Origin of the sequence: Nocardioides sp. (genome assembly GCF_044226305.1) — a bacterium.
Lineage (GTDB): Bacteria > Actinomycetota > Actinomycetes > Propionibacteriales > Nocardioidaceae > Nocardioides.
The window spans coordinates 53,493-74,094 of the sequence record NZ_JBGAHF010000007.1; the positions used below are offsets into that span (position 1 = coordinate 53,493).

The 20,602-nt window shown below is 72.2% G+C and carries 23 protein-coding genes; 14 read left to right on the top strand and 9 right to left on the bottom strand.

The window, feature by feature from the left end:
- Positions 1–12 precede the first annotated feature (12 nt).
- The gene (locus tag ACILQ5_RS09180; RefSeq protein ID WP_395657686.1) at positions 13–939 is read left to right on the top strand and encodes an FAD-dependent oxidoreductase; all 927 of its coding nucleotides are present in this window, start codon (positions 13–15) and stop codon (positions 937–939) included.
- Between the two features lie 33 nt (positions 940–972).
- Here the strand turns inward: ACILQ5_RS09180 and ACILQ5_RS09185 are convergent, their stop codons facing one another.
- Genes ACILQ5_RS09185 through nucS form a run of 3 tightly spaced genes read right to left on the bottom strand, consistent with a single transcriptional unit; the run spans position 973 to position 2,754 of the window.
- The gene (locus tag ACILQ5_RS09185; RefSeq protein ID WP_395657687.1) at positions 973–1,287 is read right to left on the bottom strand and encodes a DUF952 domain-containing protein; all 315 of its coding nucleotides are present in this window, start codon (positions 1,285–1,287) and stop codon (positions 973–975) included.
- Positions 1,284–2,030 (bottom strand): class I SAM-dependent DNA methyltransferase, encoded by a 747-nt coding sequence (locus tag ACILQ5_RS09190; protein ID WP_395657688.1) that lies wholly within the window; start codon positions 2,028–2,030, stop codon positions 1,284–1,286. Before ACILQ5_RS09190 ends, ACILQ5_RS09185 begins: the two co-directional genes overlap by 4 nt.
- Before the next feature lie 46 nt (positions 2,031–2,076).
- Positions 2,077–2,754, bottom strand: a complete 678-nt coding sequence (nucS, locus tag ACILQ5_RS09195) for an endonuclease NucS (RefSeq protein ID WP_395657689.1) — start codon at positions 2,752–2,754, stop codon at positions 2,077–2,079.
- A 28-nt stretch (positions 2,755–2,782) separates the two neighbouring features.
- Between nucS and ACILQ5_RS09200 the strand changes: the two genes are divergently transcribed.
- Complete coding sequence (locus tag ACILQ5_RS09200) at positions 2,783–3,286, top strand: GNAT family N-acetyltransferase (protein WP_395657690.1); 504 nt, start codon at positions 2,783–2,785, stop codon at positions 3,284–3,286.
- A 70-nt stretch (positions 3,287–3,356) separates the two neighbouring features.
- The gene (locus tag ACILQ5_RS09205) at positions 3,357–5,159 is read left to right on the top strand and encodes a 3-hydroxyacyl-CoA dehydrogenase family protein (protein WP_395657691.1); all 1,803 of its coding nucleotides are present in this window, start codon (positions 3,357–3,359) and stop codon (positions 5,157–5,159) included.
- Here ACILQ5_RS09205 and ACILQ5_RS09210 read toward each other — a convergent pair.
- Positions 5,144–6,178 (bottom strand): NAD(P)-dependent alcohol dehydrogenase, encoded by a 1,035-nt coding sequence (locus ACILQ5_RS09210; RefSeq protein WP_395657692.1) that lies wholly within the window; start codon positions 6,176–6,178, stop codon positions 5,144–5,146. The two genes, ACILQ5_RS09205 and ACILQ5_RS09210, sit on opposite strands and share 16 nt — an antisense overlap.
- 89 nt (positions 6,179–6,267) lie before the next feature.
- Between ACILQ5_RS09210 and ACILQ5_RS09215 the strand changes: the two genes are divergently transcribed.
- The 5 genes from ACILQ5_RS09215 to ACILQ5_RS09235 all read left to right on the top strand — a co-directional run bounded on the left by ACILQ5_RS09215 (position 6,268) and on the right by ACILQ5_RS09235 (position 10,829).
- Positions 6,268–6,924: a TetR/AcrR family transcriptional regulator C-terminal domain-containing protein gene (locus tag ACILQ5_RS09215; protein WP_395657693.1), complete on the top strand. Its 657-nt coding sequence runs from the start codon at positions 6,268–6,270 to the stop codon at positions 6,922–6,924.
- A 30-nt stretch (positions 6,925–6,954) separates the two neighbouring features.
- On the top strand, positions 6,955–8,424 hold the full coding sequence (locus tag ACILQ5_RS09220) for an MFS transporter (RefSeq protein ID WP_395657694.1): 1,470 nt from the start codon (positions 6,955–6,957) through the stop codon (positions 8,422–8,424).
- A gap of 61 nt (positions 8,425–8,485) precedes the next feature.
- Positions 8,486–9,277 carry a hypothetical protein gene (locus tag ACILQ5_RS09225; RefSeq protein WP_395657695.1) on the top strand — a complete coding sequence of 264 codons (792 nt, stop codon included), beginning with the start codon at positions 8,486–8,488 and terminating at the stop codon, positions 9,275–9,277.
- 23 nt (positions 9,278–9,300) lie between these two features.
- Positions 9,301–10,026 (top strand): endo alpha-1,4 polygalactosaminidase, encoded by a 726-nt coding sequence (locus ACILQ5_RS09230; RefSeq protein WP_395657696.1) that lies wholly within the window; start codon positions 9,301–9,303, stop codon positions 10,024–10,026.
- On the top strand, positions 10,017–10,829 hold the full coding sequence (locus ACILQ5_RS09235) for an alpha/beta fold hydrolase (protein ID WP_395657697.1): 813 nt from the start codon (positions 10,017–10,019) through the stop codon (positions 10,827–10,829). The genes ACILQ5_RS09230 and ACILQ5_RS09235 overlap by 10 nt, the downstream gene beginning before the upstream one ends.
- Positions 10,830–10,968: 139 nt before the next feature.
- On the opposite strand, the gene ACILQ5_RS09240 is transcribed toward ACILQ5_RS09235, so the two are convergent.
- Positions 10,969–11,508 (bottom strand): CGNR zinc finger domain-containing protein, encoded by a 540-nt coding sequence (locus tag ACILQ5_RS09240; protein ID WP_395657698.1) that lies wholly within the window; start codon positions 11,506–11,508, stop codon positions 10,969–10,971.
- A 38-nt stretch (positions 11,509–11,546) separates the two neighbouring features.
- Here ACILQ5_RS09240 and ACILQ5_RS09245 point away from each other — a divergent pair, with 38 nt between their 5' ends.
- Entirely contained in the window at positions 11,547–12,569 is a 1,023-nt protein-coding gene (locus ACILQ5_RS09245) for an EamA family transporter (protein WP_395657699.1), read from the top strand.
- On the opposite strand, the gene ACILQ5_RS09250 is transcribed toward ACILQ5_RS09245, so the two are convergent.
- From ACILQ5_RS09250 to mce, 4 genes are all read right to left on the bottom strand, one after another.
- Complete coding sequence (locus ACILQ5_RS09250) at positions 12,547–13,713, bottom strand: AI-2E family transporter (RefSeq protein ID WP_395657700.1); 1,167 nt, start codon at positions 13,711–13,713, stop codon at positions 12,547–12,549. The two genes, ACILQ5_RS09245 and ACILQ5_RS09250, sit on opposite strands and share 23 nt — an antisense overlap.
- The gene (locus tag ACILQ5_RS09255; RefSeq protein ID WP_395657701.1) at positions 13,710–14,921 is read right to left on the bottom strand and encodes a hypothetical protein; all 1,212 of its coding nucleotides are present in this window, start codon (positions 14,919–14,921) and stop codon (positions 13,710–13,712) included. Before ACILQ5_RS09255 ends, ACILQ5_RS09250 begins: the two co-directional genes overlap by 4 nt.
- Before the next feature lie 100 nt (positions 14,922–15,021).
- Positions 15,022–16,359, bottom strand: coding sequence for a crotonyl-CoA carboxylase/reductase (ccrA, locus tag ACILQ5_RS09260; RefSeq protein ID WP_395657702.1), 1,338 nt, complete (start codon positions 16,357–16,359; stop codon positions 15,022–15,024).
- 107 nt (positions 16,360–16,466) lie between these two features.
- Positions 16,467–16,907, bottom strand: coding sequence for a methylmalonyl-CoA epimerase (mce, locus tag ACILQ5_RS09265; protein ID WP_395657703.1), 441 nt, complete (start codon positions 16,905–16,907; stop codon positions 16,467–16,469).
- Between the two features lie 127 nt (positions 16,908–17,034).
- On the opposite strand from mce, the gene ACILQ5_RS09270 reads away from it, so the two are divergent.
- From ACILQ5_RS09270 to ACILQ5_RS09290, 5 genes are all read left to right on the top strand, one after another.
- Positions 17,035–18,225 carry an acetyl-CoA C-acetyltransferase gene (locus ACILQ5_RS09270; protein WP_395657704.1) on the top strand — a complete coding sequence of 397 codons (1,191 nt, stop codon included), beginning with the start codon at positions 17,035–17,037 and terminating at the stop codon, positions 18,223–18,225.
- A complete protein-coding gene (gene meaB, locus ACILQ5_RS09275; protein WP_395657705.1) occupies positions 18,209–19,174 on the top strand; it encodes a methylmalonyl Co-A mutase-associated GTPase MeaB in 966 nt (321 codons plus the stop codon). Before ACILQ5_RS09270 ends, meaB begins: the two co-directional genes overlap by 17 nt.
- Positions 19,175–19,233: 59 nt before the next feature.
- Complete coding sequence (locus ACILQ5_RS09280; RefSeq protein WP_395657706.1) at positions 19,234–19,800, top strand: VOC family protein; 567 nt, start codon at positions 19,234–19,236, stop codon at positions 19,798–19,800.
- A gap of 93 nt (positions 19,801–19,893) precedes the next feature.
- Positions 19,894–20,058 carry a hypothetical protein gene (locus ACILQ5_RS09285; RefSeq protein WP_395657707.1) on the top strand — a complete coding sequence of 55 codons (165 nt, stop codon included), beginning with the start codon at positions 19,894–19,896 and terminating at the stop codon, positions 20,056–20,058.
- A 2-nt stretch (positions 20,059–20,060) separates the two neighbouring features.
- Positions 20,061–20,600: a PH domain-containing protein gene (locus tag ACILQ5_RS09290; RefSeq protein WP_395657708.1), complete on the top strand. Its 540-nt coding sequence runs from the start codon at positions 20,061–20,063 to the stop codon at positions 20,598–20,600.
- The last annotated feature ends 2 nt before the right edge of the window (positions 20,601–20,602 follow it).

Sequence of the window (20,602 nt, forward strand, 5' to 3'; positions counted from 1 at the left end):
CACACTGCTCCCATGGCGGAGCGGGTGGTCGTGGTCGGGGCAGGCGTCGTGGGGCTGACCTGCGCGGTCCGGCTGCTCGAGGCGGGGCACCGGGTCGACGTCGTGGCGCGGGACCTGCCCCGCGAGACGACGTCCGCCGTCGCCGCGGGCTTCTGGTTCCCCTACCGCGCGCTGCCGCAGGAGCGGGTCACCGCCTGGGCCGCGACGTCGTACGCCGTCTTCGACGCCCTGGCGGCTCCGCCGGAGTACGGCGGCTCGCCGGAGTCCGGCGTCCGGATGGTGCCCGGCACGCAGGTGTTCACCGGTGCGGCCCGCGAGCCGTGGTGGTCGGCCGCCGCGCCGGCGCTCGAGCGGACCCGGGACGTCCCGGCCGGCTGGACCGAGGGCTGGCGGTTCGTGACGCCGGTCGCGGACACCAGCGTCTACCTCGACTGGCTGGTCGGACGGGTGGAGGACGCCGGCGGCACGATCACGCGGCTCAACCTCGGCGGCCTCCCGGAGGAGGGCCTGGTCGTCAACTGCTCCGGGCTCGGCGCCCGCCTGCTCGGGGCGGACCGCACGGTCGTGCCGGTCCGCGGCGAGGTCCTGTGCGTCGAGCAGTTCGGGCTCGACCACTGGTGGCTCGACGAGTCCGGGCCGACGTACGTGGTGCCGCGCACCCACGACGTCGTCGTCGGGAGCGTCGACGTGGAGGGGGAGTGGAGCCGCTCGCGCTCGGAGCAGAACGCCGAGGACATCCTGGCCCGCGCCGCGCGGCTGGTGCCCGCCCTCGCCGACGCCCGGGTGCTGCGGCACAAGGTGGGGCTGCGCCCGGTGCGCCCCGCGATCCGGCTCGAGCGGGTCGGCGACGTCGTGCACTGCTACGGCCACGGCGGCGCGGGCGTCACGCTGAGCTGGGGCGTCGCCGACGAGGTCGTCTCGCTGGTCGAGCGGGCCTGAGGCCGCACGCCTGCGCCCGCCCGGCCACCGTGGTCAGAGCGCGGTGACGCCCACGACCGCGTCCGGCCGGATCGCGCCGTACACGTGCGGGAAGGTCTCGGCGACGCCGGGCGCCGGCGGCTCCTCGACGACCGGTACGTCGAGCAGGTCGGTGTCGATCTCGAGCAGCACCAGCGGCTCGGTGACGTCGGCGTAGAACGCCGCGCGCACGCCCTCCCACTGGTCGGCCCGGCTGGCGTGGATGTAGCCCTCCTGCTCGAGGGTCACCCCGCGGGTCGAGGTCGTGTAGGCGCCGGCCGCCTGGGCGGCCTCCCAGTCGGCGAGCGTCGCGAGGTGGAAGATCCTCATGACGCCGGAGTATCCGCCTTCTGCCACACCGACACGTGCTTGACGGACTCGCCGGTGAACGGGGAGCGGTCCCAGTCGGCCCAGCGGTCGCGCAGCCGCATCCCGGCGAGCCGGGCCATCAGGTCGAGCTCGGCCGGCCAGGTGTAGCGGAACGGGATCGAGCGCCGGTGGTAGGTCTCGCCGTCGCTCGAGGAGTAGTGGTGCGACCACGTGCGCTGGGTGGCGACGTCGTACTCGTCGATGCCGACGTGCGCGTCGGTGTGGGCGAACACGCTGAACCGCTCGCCGGGCGGGATCTTCCGCACGACCGGCACCAGGGTCTCCACGAGGAAGCAGCCGCCGGGGTCGAGGTGGTCGGCGGCGTTCTGGAAGACGGCGACCTGGCCGTCCTGGGTCGTCACGTTGCCGATCGTGTTGAAGACCAGGTAGACGAGCCGGAACCGCCCGTCGACCCGGGTCGAGGTCATGTCGCCGACCGCGACCTCGAGGTCGGCGCCGCCCGGCTTGGCGCGCAGCTGCTCGACCATCGCCTCCGACAGCTCGATCCCGTGGACGGGCACGCCGCGCTCGCTGAGGGGCAGCGCGACCCGGCCGGTGCCGATCGCCAGCTCCAGCGCCGCCCCGCCGCCCGCGAGGTCGACCAGCAGGTCGACGGTCGGGCCCAGGACCTCGGGCGCGAACATCGCGGCCGAGCCCGCGTCGTAACGCTGCGCGACGTCGCCGTCGAAGTAGTTGGTGAGCATGCGGGCCAGCGTCCCCCGAGGAGGGGCGCCGCCGCGACCGAGATTCCTAGAACAGCCGGTGGCTCGGGTCGTCGAGCCCGCGCAGCGCGTCGTAGTCGACCGTCGCGCAGGCGATCCCGCGGTCGGTGGCGAGCACCCGGGCCTGCGGCTTGATCTCCTGGGCGGCGAAGATCCCGCGGACCGGGGCGAGGAGCGGGTCGCGGTTGAGGAGCTCGAGGTAGCGGGTCAGCTGCTCGACGCCGTCGATCTCGCCGCGCCGCTTGATCTCGACCGCGACGGAGTGGCCGTCCGCGTCGCGGCACATCAGGTCGACCGGGCCGATCGCGGTGGGGTACTCGCGGCGGACCAGCGTCAGGCCGGGGGAGAGGGTCGCCGGGTGGTCGGCGAGGAGCTCCTGGAGGTGCTTCTCGACCCCGTCCTTCTGCAGCCCGGGGTCGACGCCGAGGTCGTGGCTCGACTCGTGGTGGATCTCCTCGATGAGGATGCGCAGGGTGTCGTCGGTCTTGGGGCTGGTGACCGTCCACTCGACCTGGCCGTCCTCGGTGGTGCCCTCCCGGACGGTGCACGGCGGCGACATCCAGTTCAGCGGCTTGTAGGAGCCGCCGTCGGAGTGGACGAGCACCGACCCGTCGGCCTTGACCATCAGCACCCGGGTCGCCATCGGCAGGTGCGCCGTCAGCCGGCCCGCGTAGTCGACCTGGCAGCGCGCAACGACGAGTCTCACGGGCGCCGAATCTACCTACAGTGGTGGCGTGCCCGAGATCAGGCCCGCGCGCCGGGAGGACCTGGACGCCGTCACCGCGGTCGAGGAGGAGGCCGACCAGCAGTTCGTCCCGCTCTTCGGCCCGCTGGACTGGCCGGTGACTCCCGGCAGGTGGCGCGCCGGCGTCCCCGGCTTCCTGCTCGTCGCCGGTGACCCGGTCGTCGGGTTCGCGCACGTGATGGAGCTGGAGGGCGTCGCCCACCTCGAGCAGCTCGCGGTGCGGCCGGCCGAGCAGCGGCGGGGCACGGGGACCGCGCTGGTGGCGGCGGCCCGGGAGGAGGCGGCGCGCCGCGGCTACGACACGATCTCGCTGTGCACCTACGCCGACGTGCCGTGGAACGCCCCGTTCTACGCGCGCCTCGGCTTCGCCGAGCTCACCGAGCTGGAGCCGGTGCACCGCCGGATGCAGGAGAAGGAGGAGCGGATGGGGCTGATGGTGCACGGCCGCCGGGTGGTGATGGCGGCGCCGACCCGGGACCGACCGGGCAGATGAACGATCCAAGTTACCCGCGAGTGAAGTACGCCACTGCCACGAGGTGGGGCCGCGTGGGAGCATGCGCGGCATGACGACCTCTCCTGCCCCGGCTGCGCGCACCTTCTCGACGATCGGGGTCATCGGCCTCGGCACGATGGGTGCCGGAATCGCCGAGGTCTTCGCCCGCCAGGGGTACGCCGTCGTCGGCGTCGAGAAGGACGACGAGGGCGTGGTGCGGGGACGTCAGCACCTCGAGCACTCCACGGCCCGCGCCGTCACCCGCGGCAAGATGACCGACGCGGAGCAGGCCGACCTGCTGGGCCGGATCTCCTTCAGCACCTCGCTCAAGGACCTCGCCGACGCCGACCTGGTCGTCGAGGCGGTCGTCGAGTCGCTGGAGATCAAGAAGTCGCTCTTCCGCGACCTCGACGCGATCGTGTCGCCGGACACCGTGCTGGCGACGAACACCTCGAGCCTGTCGGTCACCGAGATCTCGACCGCGAACTCCCGGCCCGGCCGGGTCATCGGCATCCACTTCTTCAACCCGGCCCCGGTCCAGGAGCTGGTCGAGATCGTGCGCACCGTCGTGACCGAGGACCAGGTCCTCGCCGACGTGACCGCGCTGGTCGAGGCCGTGGGCAAGAGCCCGGTCGTCTGCGGCGACAAGGCCGGCTTCATCGCGAACACCCTGCTCTTCGGCTACCTCAACCACGCCGTCGCGATGTACGAGGCCCGCTACGCCAGCCGCGAGGACATCGACGCGGCCATGCGCTTCGGCTGCGGCTACCCGATGGGTCCGCTGGCGCTGCTCGACCTGATCGGCCTCGACACGGCGTACGAGATCCTGGAGACGATGTACCGCCAGGGCCGGGACCGGCTGCACGCGCCGGCGCCGGTGCTCAAGCAGATGGTCACCGCCGGGTGGCTGGGTCGCAAGACCGGTCGCGGCTTCTACACCTACGAGGCGCCGGACAGCTCGACCGTCGTGCCCGACGACCAGACCCCGTCGGCGGACGACAAGCCCGAGCTCAGGCACGACATCCGCCAGGTCGGCGTCGTCGGCACCGGCACCATGGCCAGCGGCATCGTCGAGGTCTTCGCCAAGGCGGGGTACGACGTCCTGTTCGTCGGCCGCAGCCAGGAGAAGGTCGACGGCGTGGTCGCGGCGGTCACCCGCAACTTCGACAAGCAGATCCAGCGCGGCCGAGCCACCGAGGAGGCCAAGGCCGAGGTGCTGGCGCGGCTGACCGGGTCCACCTCGCTCGACGACCTCGCGAACGCGGACATCGTGGTGGAGGCGATCGCCGAGGACCTCGCGATCAAGACCACGCTGTTCGAGAACCTCGACGAGATCTGCAAGCCCGGGGCGATCCTGGCCACCACGACCTCGTCGCTGCCGATCATCTCCTGCGCGCAGGCCACCTCCCGCCCGCAGGACGTCGTCGGCATGCACTTCTTCAACCCGGCTCCGGTGATGAAGCTGGTCGAGGTCGTCTCGACGGTCGTCACCTCCGAGGACGTCACCGAGACCACCCGGGCGCTGTGCGCGAAGGTCGGCAAGGTCGCGGTCTCCTGCGGTGACCGGGCCGGCTTCATCGTGAACGCGCTGCTGTTCCCCTACCTCAACGACGCGGTCCGGATGCTCGAGGCGCACTACGCGACCGCCGACGACATCGACACCGCGATGAAGCGTGGCTGCGCGCTGCCGATGGGCCCCTTCGAGCTGCTCGACGTGGTCGGCAACGACGTCTCGCTGGCCATCCAGCGCGAGCTGTACCTCGAGTTCCGCGAGCCCGGCTTCGCTCCGGCGCCGCTCCTGGAGCACCTGGTGACCGCGGGGTACCTCGGCCGGAAGACCAAGCGCGGCTTCCGGGACTACTCGGTGCGCTGACCCACGCTCACCACGACCTTGCCGCGGACCCGGCCCGCGGCGACGGCGGCGACCGCCTCGGACGCCTGCGCGAGCGGGTAGGTGCGCTCGACGCTCGGGGTCACGGACCCGTCCTCGACCAGGGGCGTCAGGCGCTCCAGCCCGCTGAAGTGCTCGCTCGGGAGCTGCATGACGAGGCGCTGCCGCACGAACGGCGACCGCGCGGCGGCGCGCAGCGACCGGCCGAACCCGCCGGTCCACCGGCCGCCGGTCTCGCCGCCGACGAGCACCAGGGTCCCGGTCGGGGTGAGGACGGACCGCAGCCGGGAGACCCGGGTGTTGCCGCCGACGTCGATGACGACGTCGTACCGGTCGGTTCCGGCCGTGGGGTCCTCGCGGGTGTAGTCGATGACCCGCTCGGCGCCGAGGGAGCGGACCAGCTCGACCTTGGCGGTGCTGCACACGCCGACGACCTGGGCGCCGGCGGCCACGGCGACCTGCACGGCGTAGCTGCCGACCCCGCCCGAGGCGCCGACGACCAGGACGCGCTGACCCGCGGTCACCCGGCCCTGGTCGAGCACGGCGTGCAGGGCGGTGACGCCGGAGACCGGCAGCGCGGCCGCCTGGGCGAACGAGAGGGAGGCGGGCTTGGCCGCCAGCTTCTCCTCCGGCGCGACCGCGTAGTCGGCGAAGGAGCCGTGGCTGAAGCCGTAGACCTCGTCACCGACCGCGAACCGGGTGACGCCGCCCCCGACCGCGACGACCGTCCCGGCCACGTCGAGACCGGCCACGAGCCGACGCGGCCGGAGCAGGCCGAAGCCCATCAGCCGCATCAGGTACGGCCGGCCGCTCATGCAGTGCCAGGTTCCGCGGTCGACGCCGGCGGCGGCGACCCGCACCAGGACCTCGCCGTCACCGGGCTCGGGTACGGCGACGCTGGCCTCGCGCAGCACGTCGACGTCGCCGTACGACGGCTGGGTGATCGCACGCATCGTCGCGGGGAGGGCGGACGGGGTGGACGGGAGGGGTGTGGTGGACATCGGGGGCTCCTCGGGATTGACCGTACTTAGTACGACGTACAATGTACGGTAGCGTTCCGACGACCCGCTGACAACCCGAGGAGCTCCTGGTGACCGAACCGGCCGTGCCGCGCACGCCCCTGACCCGCGACCGGGTCCTGCACGGCGCGATGGCCGTGGTGGACGCGGGTGGCCTCGGCGCGCTGACGATGCGGGCGCTGGCCGACGAGCTGGGCGTCAAGCCGATGTCGCTCTACCACCACGTCGCGAACAAGGAGGAGATCCTCGACGGCATCGTCGACCTGGTCTTCGGCGAGATCGACCTCCCCGACGCCGACGGCGACTGGCGGGCCGCGATCCGCCGGCGGGCGCACTCGGCCCGGGTGGTGCTCCGTCGGCACCCGTGGGCGATCGCGCTGATGGAGTCGCGCCGCACCCCGGGGCCGGCCACCCTGCACCACCACGACACCGTGATCGGCATCTTCCGGGCGGGCGGGTTCACGGTCGCGGAGACGGCGCACGCCTACGCCCTGCTCGACAGCTACGTGTACGGCTTCGCCCTCCAGGAGGCGATGCTCCCGATGGAGGGCGCCGAGCAGACCGCGGAGCTCGCCGCCTCGATCATGGGACAGCTCCCCGCCGGGGCCTACCCGCATCTGACCGAGCTCACCGTCGAGCACGTCCTCCGGCCCGGCTACGACTTCGCCGCGGAGTTCGACTTCGGTCTGGAGCTCGTCCTGGCCGGGCTCGACCGCGCCCGGGAGTGACCGACGCCACGGCGGGGTAAGTACCTCCGCATGGGAGTAGAGACAGGTCGCATCACCACCGACGTCCCGGCCCGGCTCGACCGGCTGCCGTGGGCGCGCTGGCACTGGATGGTCGTCATCGGGCTCGGGACGGTCTGGATCCTCGACGGCCTCGAGGTCACGATCGTCGGATCGATGTCCGACGCGCTGAAGGACCCGACCACGGGTCTGGGCATGACCAGCTCCGACATCGGCATGGCCGGCGCGATCTACGTCGCGGGCGCGTGCCTCGGTGCGTTGTTCTTCGGACAGCTGACCGACCGGTTCGGCCGGAAGAAGCTGTTCCTCATCACCCTGGCCGTCTACTCGGTCGCGACCGTCCTGACGGCGTTCTCGATGACCCCGGCGTGGTACTTCGCGGCCCGGTTCATCACCGGCATGGGCATCGGCGGCGAGTACGCCGCCATCAACTCGGCCATCGACGAGCTGATCCCGGCCAAGTACCGGGGCCGGGTCGACGTCTCGATCAACGGCTCGTTCTGGGTCGGGGCCGCGGCCGGCGCACTCCTGACGATCCCGCTCCTCGACCCCACCGTGATCAACCCCGAGTGGGGCTGGCGCCTGGCGTTCGGCCTCGGGGCGATCCTCGCCGTCGGCGTGCTGCTGGTGCGCCGGCACGTGCCGGAGAGCCCGCGCTGGCTGTTCATCCACGGGCGGGAGGACGAGGCCGACCGGATCGTCGGTGACATCGAGCGCACCGTCACCGAGGAGACCGGCCACGACCTGGAGCCCACGAACGAGACGATCACGATCCGCCAGCGCAAGGTCATCCCGTTCACGCTCATCGCGAAGACCGTCTTCACGATGTACCCCAAGCGGACGGTCCTGTGCTTCTCGCTGTTCGTGGGCCAGGCGTTCCTCTACAACGCCTTCTTCTTCACCTACGGCGACACCCTGACGACCTTCCTCGGCGTGAAGCAGACCGGGTGGTACCTCGCGGTCTTCGCCCTCAGCAACTTCGCCGGCGCCCTGATCCTCGGCCCGCTGTTCGACCGCATCGGCCGGGTCAAGATGATCACCTTCACCTACGTGTTCTCGGGTGCCCTCCTCGGGATCACCGGGCTCTTCCTCGGCAGCGTCACGGCGTTCTCGCTGACCCTGCTCGGCGTGATCATCTTCTTCTTCGCCTCAGCCGGCGCCAGCGCGGCGTACCTGACGGCGAGCGAGGTGTTCCCGATGGAGACCCGCGCCCTGTGCATCGCGTTCTTCTACGCGATCGGCACCGCCACCGGCGGCATCACCGGCCCGCTGCTCTTCGGCTACCTCATCGACAGGGCCTCCGCCTCCGGCGACATCACCGGGATCGCGATCGGCTACTTCATCGGCGCGGCGCTGATGATCGGGGCCGGCATCGTCGAGGCGTTCCTCGGCGTCAAGGCCGAGGGCGTGTCCCTCGAGAGCATCGCCCAGCCGCTGACCGCCGAGGACTCCGGCACCGAGCCGGCCCACCAGACCGCCTGACGCGTTCGGGGGCGCTGCCGTGCCCCTCCCGGGGGGTTGGGTGTGCTCGTAGGCTGGAGGCATGGGAACCCTGGTGGTGCTCCTCCTCGTCCTCGCGGCCATCGGCGGCGCGGTCGTGCTCGCCCGCCGCGCCGGCGAGCGCCGTGAGCTCGAGCGGCAGCGCGCCGAGCTCGCGCCGGTGCAGAGGCTCGCGTCGGAGGACATCACCGCTCTCGGGGAGGAGCTCCAGGCACTCGACCTGGATCTCGCCGGCCGCGACCTGGACGCCGGCGCGCGCGCCGACTACCAGCGTGCGCTGGACGCCTACGAGGCCGCCAAGACGGCGGCCGACGCGATGGTCCGCGCGGACGACGTCCGCCACGTGACCGAGATCCTCGAGGACGGGCGCTACGCGATGGCGTGCGTCCGCGCGCGGGTGGCGGGCGATCCGCTGCCGCCTCGCCGCCCGCCGTGCTTCTTCGACCCCCGGCACGGCCTCTCGGTCACCGACGTCCCGTGGACGCCGGCCGGGGGGACCACGCGGGAGGTCCCCGCCTGCGCCCTCGACGCCGAGCGGGTCCACGCGGGCGCCGCCCCGGACGCCCGGATGGTGATGGTCGGCTCCCAGCGGGTGCCCTACTGGCAGGGTGGTCGCGCCTACGCGCCGTACGCCTCGGGCTACTTCGGCGCGTTCTCGCCGATGGACTGGATGTTCGCCGGCCTGCTCTTCGGCGGGCTCGGGGGCTTCGACGCGCTCGGGTCCGGCTTCGACGCCCTCGGTGACGGCATCGGCGGGCTGGGCGAGGGCATCGGCGACGGCATCGGTGCGATCGGCGACGGCGTCGGCGACATGTTCGGCGGCTTCGACTTCTAGGCACCGACTTCTAGAGTGAGCCGGTGATCCGCGGCCTCCTGCTGCCGGTGCTGCTCGCACTGCTGCCCACCGGTACCGACGTCGACTACCAGCTCGGCGGCGCACGCGACGTCCCCGACCACGTCGGCATCGTGGTCCGCGACCGCAACGACGCACCGCTCGCCGGCAAGGTCAACGTCTGCTACGTCAACGGCTTCCAGACCCAGGAGGACGAGCAGCGGTTCTGGCGGCGGCACCACTGGCGGCTGGTGCTCAAGGACGACGGCCGGCCGGTCACGGACGAGGCGTGGGGCGAGTGGCTGCTCGACGTGCGCACGCCGGCGAAGCGCCGGGCCCTGGCCCGGATCGTGGGCAGCTGGACGGAGGGCTGTGCCGAGGACGGCTTCGACGCGGTCGAGCTCGACAACCTCGACTCCTTCACCCGCAGCCACCGCCTGCTGACCCGCCAGGAGGCGGTCGCGTACGCCGCCCTCCTGGTCCGGGCCGCGCACGACGCCGGCCTCGAGGTCGGGCAGAAGAACCTCGCGGGCTTCGACGGGACCACGGTCGGCTACGACTTCGCGGTCGCCGAGGAGTGCGGTCGCTACCGCGAGTGCGACGCCTACACGCGGGTGTACGGCGACCAGGTGCTCGCCGTCGAGTACCGACGCCGCGACTTCCGGTGGACCTGCCGGGACGTCGGCGCCGAACTCCCGGTCGTGCTCCGCGACCGCGACCTGAGCCCGACAGGAGTCCGCGCGTGGTGCTGAGGGAGAGCGGACTGCACACGACGAGCCTCGGCCCGACGACGGCGGAGGGCGGCCCGCTGGTCGCGTTCTGCCACGGCCTGTTCGGGCAGGGCAAGAACTGGACGACGATCGCCAAGGCGCTCGCCCCGGACCACCGGGTGCTGCTGGTCGACATGCCGGACCACGGGAGGTCGGCCTGGACCGAGCGGTTCGACTACGTCGAGGTCGCCGACCGGGTGGCCGAGCTGTTCGACGCCGACGACCCGGTCGCGCTGGTCGGGCACTCGATGGGCGGCAAGGCGGCGATGGTGCTCGCGCTGCGCCACCCCGAGCTCGTCGAGCGGCTGTGCGTCGTCGACATCTCGCCGGTCGACTACGAGGCCCGCGGCGAGTTCGGCGGCTACATCGCGGCGATGCAGGCCCTGGACCTGGGTGCGCTCCAGCACCGGCGCGACGCCGACGCCGCGCTCGCCGACGCGGTGCCGAACCCGACGGTGCGCAGCTTCCTGCTCCAGAACCTGCGTCGCGGCGACGACGGGGGCTGGTCCTGGCAGCCGAACCTCGACCTGCTCGGCCGGGACCTGGCCGCGCTCGGTGGCTGGCCCGAGGAGGCGCTGGCCGGCCACCCGCCGTACGAGGGACGGACGCTGTGGATCGCCGGCGAGACCTCGGACTACGTCGAGCCGCACTACGCCGAGGAGATGGACCGCTGGTTCCCCCGCAACCGCAAGGTGACGATCAAGGGCGCCGGCCACTGGGTCCACTCCGAGCAGCCCGAGGTGTTCACCGAGGTGCTGCGCCGGTTCCTCGCCGCCGACCGTTGAGTGGAGGGTTGTGGCAGGTCGAGTGGGGGGTTCTGACCCGTCGAGTGGAGGGTGGTGACCGGTCCGCGGTTGCTCCGGTGGTCAGAACCCACGACTGAACGGGTCAGAACCCACGACTGAACGGGTCAGAACCCACGACTCAACCGTCCTCGCGCTGGCGGGCGCGGTACGCCGCCACGGCGTTGCGGTTGCCGCAGGCGGTCGAGCAGTAGCGCTTCGAGCGGTTGCGGGACAGGTCGAGCACCACGCCGCCGCACTCCGCGTCGGCGCACGTGCCGAGCCGGGAGGTCTCCTGCTCGCGGACCACGTCGATCATCGCCATCGCGGTCTCGACGAGGATCCGGGTCGGGAGGTCGCGGTCCGGCCCCACGGCGTGCAGGTGCCAGTCCCAGACGTCGTGGCGGACCAGCTGGGGGACCGCCCCGGCGTCGGCGAGCATCCGGTTGACCAGGGCGACCGCGTCGTCGCGGTCGGCGGTCAGGAGCCGGCGCAGCTGCGGGCGGATCGCCCGGACGGCCTCGAGCTCGGCGGCGTCGCCGTCGCGGCGGCCGGTGTAGCCGTACTCGGCGTAGAACGCGTCGAGGGCGGCGAGGTCCTCGAGCGTGTCCGGCTCGAGGGCCGAGTTCGCGAGGGTCACCGCGGCCTGGAGCGCGACCTCGGTGTCATGAGTGAAAGGCACGTTGACAGGTTACACCGACTGACCTAGTGTCATGTGCCATGACCACTGTGGCTGATGACGAGACCGCGGACGTCCCGACCGGCTCGCGGTTGGCGAGCGGTCTCGGCTTCGCGGTGCTCTCCGCGGCCTCCTTCGGCATGTCCGGAGCGCTGGCCAGCGAGCTGCTGGACGCCGGCTGGAGCGCGGGGGCGATCGTGCTCGTCCGGGTCGGTCTCGCGGCCCTCGTGGTCGCGCCGTTCGCGCTGGTGTCGCTGGGTGGCCGGTGGCGCCTCCTGCGTCGCAGCGCCGGCCTGGTGCTCGTGTACGGCGCCCTGGCCGTCGCCGGCGCGCAGTTCTGCTACTTCTCGGCCGTCCAGCACATGCAGGTCGGGCCCGCGCTGCTCATCGAGTACACCGCTCCCGCCGCGGTCGTGGTGTGGCTCTGGCTGCGGCACGGCCAGCGTCCCGGTGCGGTGACCCTGTTCGGCGCCGGGCTCGCCGCGCTCGGGCTGGTCCTGGTGCTCGACCTGGCCTCGGGGGCCGATCTCAGCGTCCCGGGCGTGCTGTGGGCCCTGGCGGCGATGGTCGGGGCGGCCACCTACTTCGTGATCTCCGCCGACGAGGACAACGGGATGCCGCCGATGGTGCTCGCCGGGGGAGGCCTGGTCGTCGGCACCGCCGTGCTCGGGCTGCTCGGGCTGGTCGGCCTGCTGCCGATGCGGGCGTCGACCGCGAGCGTCACGTACGCCGGCACCACGGTCGTGTGGTGGGTCCCGCTGCTCGTGCTGGGCGTGGTGACCGCGGCGGTCGCCTACACCAGCGGCATCGCTGCGGGGCGCCGGCTGGGCTCCCGGCTGGCGTCGTTCGTCGCGCTGCTCGAGGTGGTCGCCGGTGTGCTCTTCGCCTGGTTGCTGCTCGACGAGCTGCCCCGCACGGTGCAGCTCCTCGGCGGCCTGCTGGTGCTGGCCGGGGTGGTCTTCGTCAAGCTCGGCGAGCAGGACACCGCCGCCGGTGCGGAGCCGGCCGCCGGTGCAGAGCCGGCCGCCGGTGCAGAGCCGGCTACCGCTCGTCCTGCCGCCTGATCCACACCTCGCGGACGATCATCAGCAGGGCGGCCGCGGTCGGGATCGCCATCAGCGCGCCGACGACGCCGAACAGCGCGGCCCCGACGAGGGCGGCGATGACGGTCACCGCGCCGGGGACGTCGACGGACTTCGACATCACCCGGGGGTAGATCACGTAGTTCTCGATCTGCTGGTAGAGGACGTAGAAGATCACGCACGCGACGCCGATCTTCCAGTCGGTCGCGAACGCGATCAGGCTGACGATGACCGCGCCGATCGTGGCGCCGATCATCGGGATGACGTCGAGCAGCGCGACGACGAAGGCCAGCGCGACGGCGTACTGGCCGAGGCCCGCGACGAACAGGAAGACGAGCGAGGAGATGCCGGCACAGACGGCGACGATGAACGCGCCCGAGACGTAGCCGCCGACCCCGTGCAGCACGCGGTCACCGATCTTGGAGACCCGGTCGCGGCGCGAGGCGGGGACCAGGCTCACCAGCGCCCCCTTCACCTTGTCGAGCGACGAGAGGAAGTAGAGCGTCAGCACGATGATGATGAAGCCGTTGAGCAGCGCACCGAGGACGGCCAGGCCCACCCCGACCGCACCACCGAACACGGTGCCGACCAGGTCGCCCTTCGCGACGTAGTCCTTGACCTTGTCGATGATGTCGTACTGGTCGTCGAGCCGCTGGATGTCGCGGTTGTGCTGGACCTCGTCGAGCCACTGCGGCACGTTCTTCGACAACGCCGTCACCTGGTCGGCGATGACCGGCGCGATCGCGACGATGAACAGCGCCAGGGCGACCAGGAACAGGAAGATCACCGTCAAGACGGCGACCGACCGGCGCATGCCGTGCCGCTGGAAGAACTCGACCGCCGGGTTGAGCCCCGCCGCCAGGAACAGCGCGACCACCACGAGCATGAGGGTCGAGCCGACGGCCTGGACGTGCAGGCCCACCCAGATCGCCACCAGGGCCCCGAGCCCACCGACGAAGCCGACGTAGAACGGCGCCCGGTGGTCGAGCGGGGGACCGGGCGTGCCGAGGTCGTCGCCCTCGGTCGGGATCCCGGAGTCCCCGTCGTCGCGCGGCCCGTCGTGCGGCTCGTCGGGCGTCCGGTCGTGGTGGTCGGCGGCCTCCGCCTCGGGGGCGGGGTCGGTCACTCCTCGTCCTTGCCGAACCCGGCGATGACCTCGTGCAGCGAGGCGAGCTGGGCGGTGATGGCGTCCCGGCGCTTGCTGATCCGGTCCACCTCGGCGCGCATGGCGGCGAGCTCGCGCTCGGCGTCGGCGGCACCGGTGGTCGCGATCGACTCGGCCTGGGTGCGGGCGGAGGCGACGATCTGCTCGGCCTCGCGGCGGGCGCGGCTGAGCAGCGCCTCGGCCTCGGTGGAGGCCTGGGCGCGCTGCTCGGCGGCGGCCGCGGTGGCCTCGCGGGCGCGCTGCTCGGCGGCGTTCGCCCGCTCCTCGGCCTCCTCGACGAGCCGCCGGGTCTCCGCGGTCGCGCTGGTGTGGTGGTCGGTCGCCTCGCGGGCCAGCCGCTCCTTCTCCACCGCCAGGGTGCGCCGCGCCTCCTGCACCTCGCGGTCCGCCGCGGCCCGGGCCTGCTCGGCCTCCCGCTTGGCGGCGGTGCGCAGCTCGTTGGCCTCCTGCTCGGAGGCCAGCCGCAGCTGGTCGGCCTGACGCTGCGCCGACGCGACCATGTCCTCGGCGTCGCTCTTGGCCAGGGCCCGCTCCTGCTCGGCGTCCGCGATCAGCCGGCTGCGGTGCTCGTCGAGCTCCTTGAGCTGCACCAGTCGCATGTCCTCGGCCTCGCGGGCGGCGTCGGCGCGGACCGCCTTGGCGTCCCGGGCCGCCTGCTGGCGGATCTCGTCGGCGTCACGCTGCGCGGTCTCGCGGACCTCCGCGGCCTCCTCCTCGGCCATCCGCAGCAGTGCGCTCGCCCGACCGCCGAGCCCGGCGTACGACGGGTTCTCGTTCTCGCGCAGCTGCTCCTCGAGGTCGGCGACCCGCTGCTCGAGCTCGAGCACCCGGCGCTCGGACTCGCCGAGGCTCGAGCTGAGCCCCGCCTTCTCCGTGGAGAGCTGACGGATCCGGGCGTCGACCGCGGCCTTGTCGTACCCACCGCGGCGGACCATCGGGAAGGCGGCGGGCGCCACCCCCGGGCCGGCGGCCGGCCGGGGGGCCGGCGGCGGCACGATCGGCGTCTGGCGGGTCTGCTCGGCGGCCGGCGGCGCGGGGGCCGTCGGTGCCTGGGCGCGCGGGGGCACGGTCGGCATCACCTGGGTGGCGTCGTCGGGTGCGGCCTCCGCGGTGACGTCCTCGTCCGGCTCGTTGTCGTCGAAGATGGACAGTCCCTGGTCGCTCGTCACGGCGCTAACCCTTCTCGCAGGTGGTCGGTCGAGTCCAGTGTTGCCGATCGGCCGAGGCGTTCCCACCCCGCCCCAGGACTATTTGCCGGCCCTGCGGGTATCAGACGCCGCGGAAGCGGTTGATCGCGTCGAGGTGCTGCTCGCGCATCTCCTCGTCCCGGACGCCGAGGCCCTCCTCGGGCGCCAGGCACAGGACACCGACCTTGCCCTGGTGGGCGTTCTGGTGGACGTCGAGCGTGGCCTGACCGACCTCGTCGAGGGGGTAGGTCTTCGAGAGGGTCGGGTGGATCTTGCCCTTCGCGATGAGGCGGTTGGCCTCCCAGGACTCGCGGTAGTTCGCGAAGTGGCTGGAGATGATCCGCTTGAGGTTCATCCACAGGTAGCGGTTGTCGTACTCGTGCATGTAGCCGCTGGTCGACGCGCACGTCGTGATCGTGCCGCCCTTGCGGGTCACGTAGACGCTCGCGCCGAAGGTCTCCCGGCCGGGGTGCTCGAAGACGATGTCGATGTCCTCACCGCCGGTGAGCTCGCGGATCCTGGCGCCGAACCGCTTCCACTCCTTGGGGTCCTGGGTGTGCTCGTCCTTCCAGAACCGGTAGCCCTCCTCGGACCGGTTGATGATGAGCTCGGCGCCCATCGAGCGCGCGATGGCCGCCTTCTCCTCGTTGGAGACCACGCAGACCGGGGTGGCACCGCCGTTGAGGGCGTACTGCGTCGCGAAGCCGCCGAGGCCGCCCGAGGCGCCCCAGATCAGGACATTGTCGCCCTGCTTCATCTGGCCGCCGTTCCTGCTGACCAGCTGGCGGTACGCCGTGCAGTTGACCAGGCCGGGGGAGGCGGCCTCCTCCCAGGTCAGGTGCGCGGGCTTGGGCATCAGCTGGTTGGACTTGACCAGCGCGACGTGGGCCAGGCCGCCGAAGTTGGTCTCGAAGCCCCAGATCCGCTGCTGCGGGTCGAGCATCGTGTCGTCGTGCCCGTCGGGGTCCTCCAGCTCCACCGAGAGGCAGTGGGCGACCACCTCGGTGCCCGGCTTCCACTTCGTCACGCCCGGACCGGTGCGCAGCACGACGCCGGCCAGGTCGGAGCCGACCACGTGGTAGGGCAGGTCGTGGCGCTTGGTCAGGTCGCTGAGCCGGCCGTACCGCTCGAGGAACCCGAAGGTCGAGACCGGCTCGAAGATCGAGGTCCAGACGGTGTTGTAGTTGATCGCGGAGGCCATGACCGCGACCAGCGCCTCGCCGGGCCCGAGCTCGGGCAGCGCGACGTCCTCGACGTGCAGGGACTTGCGCGGGTCCTTCTCCTTGGTCGTCTGGCCCTCGAACATGTCGACCTCGTCCTTGTGGACGGTGGCCGCACGGTAGTGGTCGGGGATCTCCAGGTTCGCGAAGTCCTCGGGGGCGGTGTCGCCCGCCTGGATCGCGTCGAGGATGTGCTGCACGTCGGCTCCTGTGCGTGTTGAGGTGGGGGAGTCGCTCGGGTTGGGCGCGAGATTACCCAGCGGTAACCGCGGGGGACACCCGGTGTGAGGAGTGCCTCAGTGGTGGATCAGTGCTCCGCTGCGGGCTCGACGAGCTCGACCAGCACGCCGCCGGCGTCCTTGGGGTGGATGAAGTTGACCCGCGACTCCGAGGTGCCGCGCTTGGGCTCGGCGTAGAGCAGCCGGAGGCCGCGCTCGCGCAGGACGGCGCAGACCGCGTCGATGTCGGTGACGCGGTAGGCCATCTGCTGGATCCCCGGGCCCTTGGTGTCGAGGAACTTGGCGATCGTCGAGCTCTCGTCCAGCGGGGCCAGCAGCTGGATGTGGGACCCGGAGTCGCCGACCGCCATCATCGCCTCGCGGACGCCCTGCTCCTCGTTGACCTCCTGGTGGGCCAGCCGCATCCCGTAGGACTCCTCGTAGAACGCGATCGCTGCGTCCAGGTCGGGCACGGCGATGCCGACGTGGTCGATCGCGGTGAACAGGGAGCCGGTGGGATCGAGGGTCATGACCCCATCGTCGTACGCCGCGCCGGGGGCCCGCGAGGGGGTGTGACGTGTTCCACCCTCGCCGGTGCCGCCGGGCGTGGGTAGGGTCGACCGCAGATCGACTCTCGACCCATCTGGAGGCTGTGTCATGTCCGGTTCTGTGATCGTCGCGGGGGCGCGCACCCCCATCGGCCGCCTGTCGGGCAGCCTCAAGGACTTCTCGGCGGCGCAGCTGGGAGGCGTGGCGATCAAGGGCGCCCTGGAGAAGGCCGGCGTCTCGGGCGGCCAGGTCGACTACGTGATCATGGGCCAGGTGATCCTCGCCGGCGCCGGGCAGAACCCGGCCCGCACGGCGGCGGTCGCGGGCGGCGTCCCGATGAACGTCCCCTCCATCACCATCAACAAGGTCTGCCTCTCCGGCATCAACGCCATCGCGCTGGCTGACCAGCTGATCCGCGCCGGTGAGGTCGACATCGTCGTCGCCGGCGGCATGGAGTCGATGACGAACGCCCCGCACTTCCTGCCGAAGTCGCGCGAGGGCATCAAGTTCGGCGACGTGAAGCTCGTCGACTCGATGGCCTACGACGCGCTCTTCGACCAGGCCACCCAGCAGGCGATGGGGCTCCTGACCGAGGAGTGCAACGCGGCCGCCGCGAACCTGACCCGCGAGGAGCAGGACGAGTTCGCCGCGCAGTCCCACCAGAAGGCCGCGGTGGCGTGGAAGAACGGCGTCTTCGACGACGAGGTCGTGCCGGTCGAGGTCCCCCAGCGCAAGGGCGACCCGATCCAGTTCACCACCGACGAGGGCGTCCGCGGCGACACCACCGTCGAGTCGCTCGGCAAGCTGCGCCCGGCGTTCTCGAAGGAGGGCACCGTCACCGCGGGCTCGTCCTCGCAGATCTCCGACGGCGCCGCGGCGGTCGTCGTGATGAGCAAGGCCAAGGCTGAGGAGCTCGGCCTCGAGTGGCTGGCCGAGATCGGCGCGCACGGCCAGGTGGCCGGCCCCGACTCCACCCTGCAGCTGCAGCCGGCGGCAGCGACCGCGAAGGCGTGCGAGAAGGAGGGCATCGCCCCCACCGACCTCGACCTGGTCGAGTTCAACGAGGCGTTCGCGGCGGTCGGGATCTCCTCGGCGCGCGAGCTCGGGCTGGACGCCGACAAGGTCAACGTCAACGGCGGCGCGATTGCGCTGGGCCACCCGGTCGGCATGTCCGGCGCCCGGATCGTGCTGCACCTGGCGCTCGAGCTGAAGCGTCGGGGTGGTGGCGTGGGTGCCGCCGCGCTGTGCGGCGGTGGCGGCCAGGGCGACGCGCTGATCGTGCGTGTCCCGAAGGGCTGAGCAGTCAGTCGGGGACCTGGTCGGGCGGGCCCGTGAGGGTGACGCCCGGGCGGTCGCTCGGCTGATCTCGCTGGTCGAGGACGAGTCGCCGCTGCTGCGCGAGGTGATGGCGGCGCTGGCACCGCACACCGGGCACGCCCAGGTGATCGGGGTGACCGGCTCGCCGGGCGTCGGGAAGTCGACGTCGACGAGCGCGCTGGTGACCGAGCTGCGCCGGCAGGGCCAGCGGGTCGGCGTGCTCGCGGTCGACCCGTCCTCGCCGTTCTCGGGCGGCGCCCTGCTCGGGGACCGGGTGCGGATGCAGGACCACGCGCTGGACCGGGACGTCTACATCCGCTCGATGGCCTCGAGGGGTCACCTCGGCGGGCTGGCCTGGACGACCCCGCAGGCGCTGCGCGTGCTCGACGCCGCCGGCTGCGACGTGATCCTCGTGGAGACCGTCGGCGTCGGCCAGAGCGAGGTCGAGATCGCCGGGCTCGCCGACACGACGATGGTGCTCCTGGCGCCGGGGATGGGCGACGGCATCCAGGCCGCCAAGGCCGGGATCCTCGAGATCGGTGACCTGTACGTCGTCAACAAGGCCGACCGCGACGGCGCCGACCAGGTGCGACGCGACCTGCGCTCGATGCTGCAGCTCGCCGAGCGGTCCGAGGGCTCCTGGCGCCCACCCATCGTGATGACCGTCGCGCAGCGCGGCGAGGGCCTCGACGAGGTGGTGGCCGAGATCGGCCGGCACCGGGAGTGGCTGACCGCGAGTGGCGAGCTCGAGCGCCGCCGCACCCGGCGCGCGCGGGACGAGATCGAGGCGATCGCGGTCACCGCGCTGCGTGCCCGGTGGGGCGACGTGCACGGCCGCTCGGAGCTCGACGAGCTCGCCGCGGCCGTGGCGGCGGGGGAGAGCGATCCCTACACAGCGGCCGACGAGCTGCTGGCGACCTTCACGGACTGAGCCGCCCGGCCGTCTGTCACCCGGTCACCGAGCAGGCCCCTGCTCCCTAGAGTGCGGACGTGGGCATCGCGAGCGGACCGGTCACTCAGGTCGCCTGGGTCACCGACGACATCGAGGCCGGCGAGCGGCTGATCGGCGAGCAGCTCGGCGTCGGCACGTGGACCCGGATCCCGGACGTCCGGTTCGGGCCGGAGGACACCACCCTGCGCGGTGAACCGGTGGACCTGACCCTGCACGTCTCGCTCGCGTACGCCGGCGACCTCCAGCTCGAGCTGATCGAGCCGGTCAGCGGGCCCGGGATCCACCGGGAGTTCCTGGACGCCCACGGCCCGGGCCTGCACCACGTGTGCTTCGCCGTCGCCGACGTCGACGCGGCGTGCGCCGCTGCGGAGGCCGCGGGCCATCCGTTGCTGATGCGCGGCTCGATGATGGGCGGCGAGATCGAGTTCGCCTACCTCGACAGCCCCGTCGTCGACGACCCCGCCCTGGCCGCCGAGATCTCCGCCGTCGCCGACGGCTCCGCCGGGGGAGCGCCGTACGTCGAGCTGGCCCGGGTCGGCCCGCAGATGCAGGCCTTCTACGACGCGGTCCGCGCGGCGTCGCTCCGCACCGACGATGTGGTCTAGACCGGCGCGTCGCGTGGATCGGGGGCCGCCGCTTCGGTAGACAACGGGGTGGTCCACGTCCTGACTCCGGGTGTCTGAGGATGGAGCTTCCCCTTGAAGAAGGCTGTCGTAGTCCTGCTCGTCGGCTTCGGCCTGTTCTGGATGGTCACCGACCCGCACGGGCTCGCGCAGTCGGCGCACACAGCCGGTGCACACGGCGCCGAGCTGACCGGTGACCTGTTCACCTCGGTGATCACCTTCATCCGCGAGCTCGAGTAGCCGTGCGCGTCTCGGACTTCCTGCCGTCGACGCGGCCCTGGCTCTCGCGGCACCTGCTCCGCGACGAGGGTGAGGTCGTCGTCGACGAGGTGCGGCACCACTGGGCGGCTTACCTGCGGCCGGGAGCCGAGGGCGTCCTCGCCCTGGTCCTGCTCGCGGTCAGCGAGGTCGTCTGGATCGAGGTGGCGTGGGTGCCGCTGCTCGCCGGGTTCGTGGTCGCCGGGCACGCCGCCTGGCTGGGGCTCAGTGCGCACCGCGACCGGTTCGTGATCACCAACATGCGCGTCTTCCGCGTCCACGGGGTCCTCACCCGGAGCCTGGCCACCATGCCGTTGAGCCGGATCCTCGACATCACCGTGCGTCGCCCGCTGCTCGGGCGGGTGCTCGGCTACGGCCACTTCTGCTTCGAGTCCGCCGCGCAGGAGCAGGGGATCCGGGACGTCCGGTACGTCGGCGACCCCTACCGGCGCGACCTCGCCATCCAGCGGGTCGTCCAGCGGGCCGGGCTGCGCGGGGGCCGGGTCAACGAGGCGATGCCCTAGGG